The 9,152-nt window shown below is 35.6% G+C and carries 12 protein-coding genes; all 12 read left to right on the forward strand.

The genetic code is table 11. From position 1 onward, the window contains the following. Nucleotides 1–56: 56 nt before the first annotated feature. Nucleotides 57–1,064, forward strand: a complete 1,008-nt coding sequence (locus C6H18_RS08955) for a sulfotransferase family protein (RefSeq protein ID WP_104722752.1) — start codon at nt 57–59, stop codon at nt 1,062–1,064. Then, nucleotides 1,046–2,065 carry a peptidoglycan bridge formation glycyltransferase FemA/FemB family protein gene (locus C6H18_RS08960; RefSeq protein WP_104722753.1) on the forward strand — a complete coding sequence of 340 codons (1,020 nt, stop codon included), beginning with the start codon at nt 1,046–1,048 and terminating at the stop codon, nt 2,063–2,065. Before C6H18_RS08955 ends, C6H18_RS08960 begins: the two co-directional genes overlap by 19 nt. Then, nucleotides 2,052–2,213 (forward strand): hypothetical protein, encoded by a 162-nt coding sequence (locus C6H18_RS09500; RefSeq protein WP_158654900.1) that lies wholly within the window; start codon nt 2,052–2,054, stop codon nt 2,211–2,213. Before C6H18_RS08960 ends, C6H18_RS09500 begins: the two co-directional genes overlap by 14 nt. A 52-nt stretch (nt 2,214–2,265) precedes the next feature. After that, the gene (locus tag C6H18_RS08965) at nt 2,266–2,676 is read left to right on the forward strand and encodes a hypothetical protein (RefSeq protein WP_104722754.1); all 411 of its coding nucleotides are present in this window, start codon (nt 2,266–2,268) and stop codon (nt 2,674–2,676) included. A gap of 7 nt (nt 2,677–2,683) precedes the next feature. Next, complete coding sequence (locus C6H18_RS08970; RefSeq protein WP_104722755.1) at nt 2,684–3,361, forward strand: formyltransferase family protein; 678 nt, start codon at nt 2,684–2,686, stop codon at nt 3,359–3,361. Next, nucleotides 3,358–3,879 carry an acyltransferase gene (locus C6H18_RS08975; protein ID WP_104722756.1) on the forward strand — a complete coding sequence of 174 codons (522 nt, stop codon included), beginning with the start codon at nt 3,358–3,360 and terminating at the stop codon, nt 3,877–3,879. The genes C6H18_RS08970 and C6H18_RS08975 overlap by 4 nt, the downstream gene beginning before the upstream one ends. 143 nt (nt 3,880–4,022) lie before the next feature. Then, nucleotides 4,023–4,460: a polysaccharide deacetylase WbmS family protein gene (locus C6H18_RS08980; RefSeq protein WP_104722757.1), complete on the forward strand. Its 438-nt coding sequence runs from the start codon at nt 4,023–4,025 to the stop codon at nt 4,458–4,460. Beyond that, nucleotides 4,418–4,738, forward strand: coding sequence for a polysaccharide deacetylase WbmS family protein (locus tag C6H18_RS08985; protein ID WP_104722758.1), 321 nt, complete (start codon nt 4,418–4,420; stop codon nt 4,736–4,738). Before C6H18_RS08980 ends, C6H18_RS08985 begins: the two co-directional genes overlap by 43 nt. Continuing rightward, nucleotides 4,735–5,862 (forward strand): sulfotransferase domain-containing protein, encoded by a 1,128-nt coding sequence (locus C6H18_RS08990; protein ID WP_104722759.1) that lies wholly within the window; start codon nt 4,735–4,737, stop codon nt 5,860–5,862. The genes C6H18_RS08985 and C6H18_RS08990 overlap by 4 nt, the downstream gene beginning before the upstream one ends. Then, the gene (locus C6H18_RS08995; RefSeq protein WP_104722760.1) at nt 5,859–6,788 is read left to right on the forward strand and encodes a methionyl-tRNA formyltransferase; all 930 of its coding nucleotides are present in this window, start codon (nt 5,859–5,861) and stop codon (nt 6,786–6,788) included. Before C6H18_RS08990 ends, C6H18_RS08995 begins: the two co-directional genes overlap by 4 nt. A gap of 10 nt (nt 6,789–6,798) precedes the next feature. Beyond that, a complete protein-coding gene (locus C6H18_RS09000) occupies nt 6,799–7,551 on the forward strand; it encodes a class I SAM-dependent methyltransferase (RefSeq protein ID WP_104722761.1) in 753 nt (250 codons plus the stop codon). 21 nt (nt 7,552–7,572) lie between these two features. After that, the gene (locus tag C6H18_RS09005) at nt 7,573–9,138 is read left to right on the forward strand and encodes a hypothetical protein (RefSeq protein ID WP_104722762.1); all 1,566 of its coding nucleotides are present in this window, start codon (nt 7,573–7,575) and stop codon (nt 9,136–9,138) included. Nucleotides 9,139–9,152: the final 14 nt, after the last annotated feature.

Raw genomic sequence — 9,152 nt, forward strand, 5'->3', positions numbered from 1 at the left:
GGGGGGGGGGCAAACTAGCTTTTATTCGTTCCCCTCTTGTGGCTTAGGGGGACTTTATGCGTGTGCCTAATTTTATTATCGGTGGTTCTTCAGCAAGTGGGACGAGTTTCCTCTATGAGCTTCTTATCCAACATCGTGAAATTTATTTGCCAAAGCAGAGGATTCCAGAACCTCATTATTATTATAAGAGTTGGGAATATGCTAAGGGGATAAAATGGTATTTAAACCATTATTTTAGTGAGGCGACAGATGATAAAATCGCAATAGGTGAACGTTCCTCTTCTTATCTTTATGGCGGTAGAGAAGTGGCAAGGAGAATCTCTAAAGATTTTCCTAAGATGAAATTTATTTTTATGTTAAGAAACCCTATACAAAGGGCGTGGGCGAATTATCGCTTTACGGCTTTGCAGGGGTTAGAATCTGTGAGCTTTAAAGAGGCGATTCTTAACGAAAAGCAAAGAATCGAGGATACTCAAGGGATTTGGAGAGAGATTGCTCCTTATGATTATACAGGAAGGGGATTTTATGCCAAGCAACTCACGGAGTTTTTAGAATTTTTTCCCAAAGAGCAGATTTTATGTATTAAATCCGAATCCCTTACCAATGCTAATCTTTCTCTTTTGCCTAAAATCTATGAGTTTTTGGGGTTAAAGACGCAGGACTTTATCCCCTCTTATGCTCCTAATCATACGAGCTTAAGTGTAGTTGATGTGAAATTACAAAAAGAGCTTAGAGCTTATTTTGGTGATAAAAGCTTTATGCAGTTTATCAATTCTGTCCGCAAAGAAGAGGCGATGAGCGAAAACAAAGAGCAAAGACAAAGATTCTTGCAACTTAAAAATAATATCAAAGAAATTAAAGAGAGTATCCCGCAAGATTGTGTGGAGTTACTCCAAGAAGTCTTTAGTGAGGACATTAAACTTCTAGCAAATCTTGTGGATTTTGATGTGAGTGATTGGCTAAGTCCAATTTCTACCTCTGCGGGGGGGGGGGCAAATAGAGGTGTAAATAACACTCTATTAGTTTGTCAAAATAGGGGGCTAATATGCAAATTAGCCTCTTAGATTCTACTTTTACTTCAAAATATAATGCGTTTTTGAATACCTGTGATTGTGCGATGATGTATTATTCCTTATCTTTTAAAGCATTGTTAGAGGATGTTTTACAATGTAAATCTCATTATTTAATAGCGGTTAATAAAGATAAAGTTTATGGGATTTTACCCTTGATGTTAAGAGATGGGAAGTATGGAGAGGTTTTGAATTCTCTACCATTTTTTGGGAGCAATGGAGGGATTTTAGCAAATAATATAGAAGCCAAAAACCAACTTTTGGAAGCTTATAAGAAGCATTGCAAAGAGTTTGCAAGTTCTACTTACATCACTAATCCTTTTTTGGAGGATTTTGCTATTGTAAAAGAAACTTTGCCCTATGAATTTATGGATAGTAGGATTGGGCAGATAACTCCTTTGGCAAATGAGGAGGTGCTTTTAAAAAGCTTTGTTCCAAGTGCTAGGAGAAATATTGCTAAAGCCATTAGGAATGGAGTTAGCGTAAAGTCAAGTCAAGATTTTGAGTTTCTTTATCAGACGCATTTTGAAAATATAACAAGTATGAAGGGAATCCCTAAACCAAAAGAATTTTTTAAAAGCCTTTTAAAGTGTTGTCATAATAAAGAATATAAGCTTTATGTAGCGGAATTTCAGGGCAGGGCTATTGCTGGGCTTTTGTGTTTGTATTATGGGGATGTGGTGGAGTATTATACACCCGCCTTACTTAGTGAGTATCGAACATTCCAAGCATTGCCACTTATTATTTTTAAGGCAATGAATGAGGCGTATAATAATGGCTATAAATGGTGGAATTTTGGTGGAACTTGGGCATTACAAGATGGGGTTTATAGGTTTAAATCCAAGTTTGGTGCCTGTGATAGGATTTATCACTATTACACATTGCTTAATAATAAAAATATTTTGGATTCTACTAAAGAGGAATTGCTGGTGGAATACCCTTATTTTTATGTTTTACCTTTTAAATATTTAGGAGAAAAGTATGGAATTAAATAAAGTTAAGAATTGGTATGACAATGCACTTAAAATATATGGTATTGATAGTAAAAGTGTGGGTTGGAAGGATAGAGAATCGCAAAATTTGCGTTTTTCAAAGCTTTTGGAGGTTGTATCTTTAGAGTGCGGGGGGGGGGGTATCTATTAATGATTTAGGTTGTGGATATGGTGCTTTGTATGAGTTTATAAAGATGAAAAATATGTGTTTGAATAAATATTTTGGCTATGATATATCTGAAGTGATGATAAATGCGGCTAATGAATTTATACACAATGATGAGGGAAAAGAGCAAATCTTTTTGGAAAATAGCAATCTTATTACGCATTGTGCGGATTATTCTGTGGCTTCTGGAATCTTTAATACTATTTTTGATGAACAAGAATCGCAATGGAGAGATTATATTTTAGCAGTGCTTCATAATATGAATGAAAAATCCTACAAAGGTTTTAGTTTTAATATGCTTACAGATAGGGTGGATTTTAGGGATAAAAATTTGTATTATGCCAATCCTTGTTATTATTTTGAGGTTTGTAGGAAATATTTTTCTAAAAATGTAGTTTTGTTGCACGATTATCCTTTATTTGAATGGACAATCTTAGTTTTGAAATAGGAATTTTATGAATATTGCGTTTTTTTGCACGGGAAATGGTTCGTTTTTTAGATTTATTTACCAAAATAGGAATCTATTAGAAAAAGTAGAAAATATCTTGCTGTTTTCTGATAAAGAATGTGGAGTGATGTCTGATTTTAGGGATTATCCAAATGCTAAGATATTTTATGCAGCGGATTTTAGAGAGTTTGAGAGTTTGGTTCTAAAGTGGCTATTGGCTAATGCGGTGGATTTTGTTTTTTTATCTTGCAATAAGATTTTAAGATATGACTTATTAGAGCATTTTGGAGAGGAGAAGAAGCAGATGTTTAATTGCCACCCCTCATTGCTGCCTAGATATGTCGGCTTGGATTCTGTAAAAAGATCTTTTGTGGGCGATGATAGGCTGTATGGGGCGACGATTCATTATGTAACCAAAGAAGTAGATAAGGGTGGAATTGTCGCAAGATGTGTTTTAAAAAGATGTGATAGTAATTTGAGGGATTATACGCATAGGTTGTTTGTGCATCAAGCACTTTTGTATTTAGATTTTGTTTTAAAAGTATCTTTAGGAGAGGGGATTAGGGTTTTAGAGGACTTTAATGAGGAATCCTCTTTGGGCTTTATGCCCTCTTTGACTTTGGATTATAAGAGCGTGAAATTTTTTAATGCTTTGGATTACAAATTATTAAAAGGAAAACAATGAATAGAGTTGCACTTATACAAGAAATTATGTTTAATTGGGAAGTTTATCCCATAGAGGAGATAAAAACTATGGTAGAGGGGTTGCCTTTGAAATTATTGCGTTATTTGGGTTGTGAGCATCCTGATAATAGAATAAGAAAACTTTTCTTTAGGCTAAGTAATGTCTCTGTGGGGGGGGGGGCAGTTATTAATAGAGGATTAGTAATTAGTGATAATTATGAGCCTTTAGTTGTTATAGGCGATAGATGTGCGCTTGCAACAAATGTAACAATAATTGCTGATTCAAATCCTAATAATAGTCGCTTAAAGGATTTAAAAAGCGTGGAGGATTGTATCTTTTCTAAGCCGGTAGTTTTAGAATCTGATGTGTGGATTGGTGCAAATGTTATTATTTTAGGCGGTGTTAGGATTGCAGAGGGTAGTATCATAGGAGCTGGTGCATTGGTTAATAAAAATACAGAGCCTTATAGTGTTTATGTGGGAGTTCCTATAAGGAAGCTTAGGGGATTAAAGGATTAAGACTATTTGTTAGGAATCTTAAAGTTTGATTATATTTCTCAAGCTTTTTAAAAGATCTTTTGGGAAATTTAATCTTGAGGGTTGATATTTTTATTAAAAAATTCTTGATATAATGCTTGGCTAAAATACTTCAAAAGGAAAGAATGGTTATGGATTTTGGATTGGTAAGTGAGATTAATCCTTCTATGCCTCATTCTTTCTTGAGACCTTTTTTAACTTTTGATATAGATTGGGCAAGTGATGTCGTCTTAGAATATTGCATTGATATTTTAGAACAAGCTAATGCTAGGGTAACTTGGTTTGCTACCCATAAAACCCCCTTGCTGGATAGAATAAGAGAAAATCCCTATTTTGAGCTTGGCATACACCCTAACTTTAATCCACTATTAGAAGGAAATTTTTGTTATGGAAATCATTATGCTAGGGTGTTGGAATATTATTTAAATATTGTTCCAGAAGCTAGGGTTATGCGTAGCCATTCTTTGGGTATCTCTAGTAGAATCTTAATGGAAGCAAAGGCTATGGGAATAACCCATGAATGCAACCTTTGTATCCCTATATTAGCGGGGGGGGGGGATTAATTGAGCCTTTTGTGAATTGGGATAAGCTGATTCGGTGTCCTTATCATTGGGCAGATGATGTGGCTTGTATGTATGAAGAGAAAATTGATATTGGTAGTATCAAGAGGGATAGCTATTTTATGTTTGGATTCCACCCTATTCATATTTTTTTAAATACGGCATCTTTAGAGCAGTATGAAAATGCAAAACCTTTTATGAATGATGTTCAAAAACTAAAACAAAAGTGCGGAGATTCCCCTAATGGTGCTAAAAATATTTTAAAGAGATTACTAAAATGAAATACCTTTTTATTGATTCTATGTCTCGCACAGGGACTTCTTTGCTCTATCAGTTGCTTTTTGGGCATAAGGAGATTTATTTTGCCCCTTTTAGAATCCAATTTGTCTGCTCTAAGCCTTTTGGATTCCCTTTAAATGCCACAAGAGTGGATAAAGAGACCTTCTTTAATACCTTAATGCACAAAACAACCATTATCGATAAAAAGGGTTCTTGGCCAGATATTACCACAGAGACTTTAGCAAAGTTATTTCCCCACAAGTTAGATGTTAAGAATCTTATTTTGGGTGATAATCCTTTAGAGAGCGCGATTAAAACCATTCATCATATTTTAGACTTGGAGTTCCCGACAAAACAGACTTATTATTGCCTGCACGATGATCATTCTTATATGCTTGGGAGTGAGGCATTTTTGCAATATGATTGCAAGATTTTAAGCACTCTTAGGAATCCTATTGATATGATAGCTTCTAAGAAAAATATGCTCGTGATGTATGTCTATGGGCAAAAAAACCCGCATCACTTTTTATTAAAAAAACAAGCTTTAAGCAATGAAGCTTTAAGGGCTGTGTTTTCTTGGTGGGTGGCAAGTTATGAGCGAGAAAAAAAGCATTGCATTATTTTTTCTATGCTTAAAAATAAACAAACTCGCCCCAAAGAAATGCAAAAAGTCGCAAAGTATTTAAATATCGCCTATGATAGTGTTTTAGAAAGTGAGGCGGTAGAGATGGATAAAAAAGGTTATTATAATGAGCTTTTGGCAAATGGAAGTTCTTTAAGCACGATTGAATATCTTAGTAAAGGAGTAGTTAAACAACAAATTAGCAATAAAGGTGATTCCCTTACATTAGAGGAATTAAAATATCTCCACGAGATATTGCCAGAAGCGGAATTTTTAAGTTTAGATTCTTGGAAGGCATTGCAAGATGTCCGCTTGGAATCTTGGATTCAAGCTTATCAAACCAAAAAAACAGAGGAATTATTTATGCAATATAGTGCGTTAAATTATGGTCGTATCAACGCTAAAGAAGCGTTTGTAGAGTTGTTCGGGGGGGGGGGGGGCTTTTGCTCTTATAGATTAGTTTTAGTTGCTTCTTGTGAGTATGCACATAAGGAGTGTGCATGAGAGTAGCACTCATAGGAAGAACGGAGATTATGTATGACTTGGTGGAGGTTTTAAGAGCCAATAACCACCAAATAGGTCTAATTAGCACCTCAAAAGAGGCTCCAGAATACACAAAAACCGCAAAAGATTTTGAAAAACTAGCCCAAGCATTAAACATTCCCTACCTCTATGCTCCAAGAATCTCTACCCCAGAGAATGTAGATTTTATCAAGAGCTTAAAAAGTATGGATATTGCCATTAGTGTTAATCATACTTCAATCGTTGAGGATTGCATTATTGATTTATTTCCTTATGGGGTGCTAAACATCCACGGAGGGGATTTACCAAGATATAGAGGAAATGCTTGTCAAGCTTGGGCGATTATTAATGCAGAGAGTAAAATTGGTCTATGCGTGCATAAGATGCAAGGGGGTAGTTTAGATAGTGGGGATATTATTGTTAGGGAATATCTGCCCATAGATATTCATACAAAAGTAACGCAATGTTGGGAGTGGATAGAGCAAAGAGCGCCTTATATGTTTTTGGAGGCTTTAAGGCTTTTGGAGCAAGATAAAGATTATGTTTTACAAAAGCAATCGACTAATCCTAAGGATATTTTGAGGTGTTATCCACGGAAGCCAGAAGATGGCAGAATTGATTGGAATGCTAGTAATGAATCGGTTTTGCGTTTAATTAATGCCTCTAATCATCCTTATGCAGGGGCATTTTGCTTTTATAAAGAAAAGAAGCTCATTATTTGGGATGCAGAACTTTATTTAGATAGCGAAAATTATTTGGCACAAAGCGGGCAAGTGTGCTTGTGGGATGATTTGGGCGTGGTGGTTATTTGCGGTAGTGGGAAAATAAGGATTAAAGAGGTGGAATATGAAGGAGAAATCCTAAAAGCCTCTTGTCTCTTGCACTCTATTAGAGATAGATTGGTGTAGGGGGTGGCTTATGCTAAAGGATTATTTAGAGGGGCTACTTCCTAATGAGAGAGGGTTTATACAGCGGTGCTATGGTGAGGGCTTAGAAAAGTATAGCAAGAGGCTAAAGAAAATCGCACTAGAGGGAGGGGATACTAAGGTGCTTGATTGTGGTTGTGGCTATGGTCAATGGAGTTTAGCCCTAGCCAAACAAAATAAATTTGTCTATGGGATAGATATTCAAGAGCGCAGAATCCAAATCGCACAAAAATTCAGCAAAGAATTTGGTGTGGATAATGTGAGCTTCCAAGTAGCAAATGCCGAAAATTTGCCCTTTGGAGACAATACTTTTGACTTTGTCTTTTGTTATTCTGTGATTTATATGATGGATTGGAAGAGGGCTTTAAGGGAGATTTTTAGAGTCCTGCGGGGGGGGGGGGTAATATATTTATGTAGTAATGATAAAGGATGGTATTATAATTTAATCATTAATGAGCCTAATAAAACCCCTGATTATAATCCACGCGAGTTAGGCATTAATGCCTTTATTAATGAATATCGCTATGCACAAAATGAGCATTTTGCTGGGGATAGGGTTATGCCCTTAGAGAGGGTTTTGGAGTTTTTGCAAACTTGTGGGGCGGAGATATTGGCTTTTGGTGGCGAGGGCTGTTGTATTTATGAAAAAGGTCGATATAGTGTAGATAAGAGCTTGAAAGGGTTTTTTCTAGGAGAGTATTTCGGGGAATGTGGAGTTTATGAAATCCTTGCAAAAAAGAGATGAAAATAAAGGAAAAGGTAAAATGTGGAAATAATCGCTATTTTGCTAATGATGTGCATAGGGAGCTTTTGTATTTTTTTGGGGATTGTTAGAAAAATGGATTATCCCTATGGTGGAAGCGATCACGCTTATCACTTCAAACTCATAAAGTTTATCAAGAACAATAAACATTGGCTGGTCTCTAAGTTTGATAGCTTCAATCAGCATATTGCCGTCTGTCCGCAACTCTATCATTGGATTTGCTCATTTTTTAGCGATTGCTTTTTGTTGCGTAAGGCAAATTGGATTGGCTATGTATTAATGGGGTTAATGATAGCTTCTTTTAATGGCTTTATTTATCTTTGTATGCTTTATTTGGGGCTGGAGTTTAATCTTTTAGAGATTGCGTTAGCGAATTTGCTCTTGGTTACCCTGCCGATTATTTATGTGATATGGAATGCGAAGTTTATGGGACTTTCTGCTAGGGCTTTTGGGCTTTTGTTGGTGTATTGGTATCTCTTTGGCTTGTATTTTTATCTACTCTTTGGCGGGGTGGAGTTGTTTTTGATAGTTTTATTATTTGTGTTTTTTTGTCTTTTAGGGAGTCAATTTGCGTATCAATTCGTCCTATTCTCTAGCGTTTTTATCGCTGTTGTATCCTCGCATTATGAGATATTATGGCTTATCCCTTTGAGCGTTGTTTTGTTGTTTGTATTAAATTATTCTTATGCGTTAGGTTTTTTTACGACGCAATTTCATCATAAAAGAAATTACGCAAAATTTATGATAAAAGATTGTCATTTTAAAGCCCGTTTTAGTATCTGGAGGGATTTTGTTTATGATTTTTGGATAAAAAGGGATAAGAATTATTTACTTAATAACCCTGTTTTTGAAGTGCTTATTGGGGCTTTTGCTGCTTGTGTGGCATTGGTGGGTTATTGGTGGGTTGCGGATTCTTCAGAAGTGGAGGTTTGGAATCTGTATGTTTTGCTCTCTTCAAGCTTTTTTGCCTTTTTGGTTACTTCTTTGAGGATTGCACGATTTTTGGGAGAGCCACAGCGGTATATTGAGTTTGGAATCCCCTTTGCCACTCTTTTGTGTGTGCTTTTATTTCCTTTGTGGGTCAATGTGCTTTTGATTGTGGGTAATGTTTGGGTGCTTTTATGGTATATCAAAAACTCTCAATTTCATCGCCAATTACCAGAGCATATTAAGATTCGTGAAGAATTAATGCGTGATTTGCAAAGCCATTTTAATGAAGAGTATCGCCATTTATTAAGCAATGATCACGAGATTGCAAGGCATTTTTATATTACTGCTTATGAGCCACATATGCCAAATTATTGCAAGTTTTATAAAGATAGAGAGGATTTTTTGGGGAATTATTATCAAGGGGATTATCATCGAATCTCTCCACAATATCTCTTAAAGGAGATGAAATTATGCCAAAGAGGCATATTGATTCTTTATACCAATTTATTGAAGTTTTATGATGAAGAGGCTTTAATTCCCTCTTTGGAGAATATACAATTAACCTATCTTAAAAGTATCGGAAAATTCAAAATTTTTAAATTCCATCCTAAGGACATTATCCCAAAGGAATCCCTATGAAAATCTTTATTTTA

The sequence above is a fragment of the Helicobacter mesocricetorum genome (assembly GCF_900198605.1).
Classification (GTDB): domain Bacteria; phylum Campylobacterota; class Campylobacteria; order Campylobacterales; family Helicobacteraceae; genus Helicobacter_D; species Helicobacter_D mesocricetorum.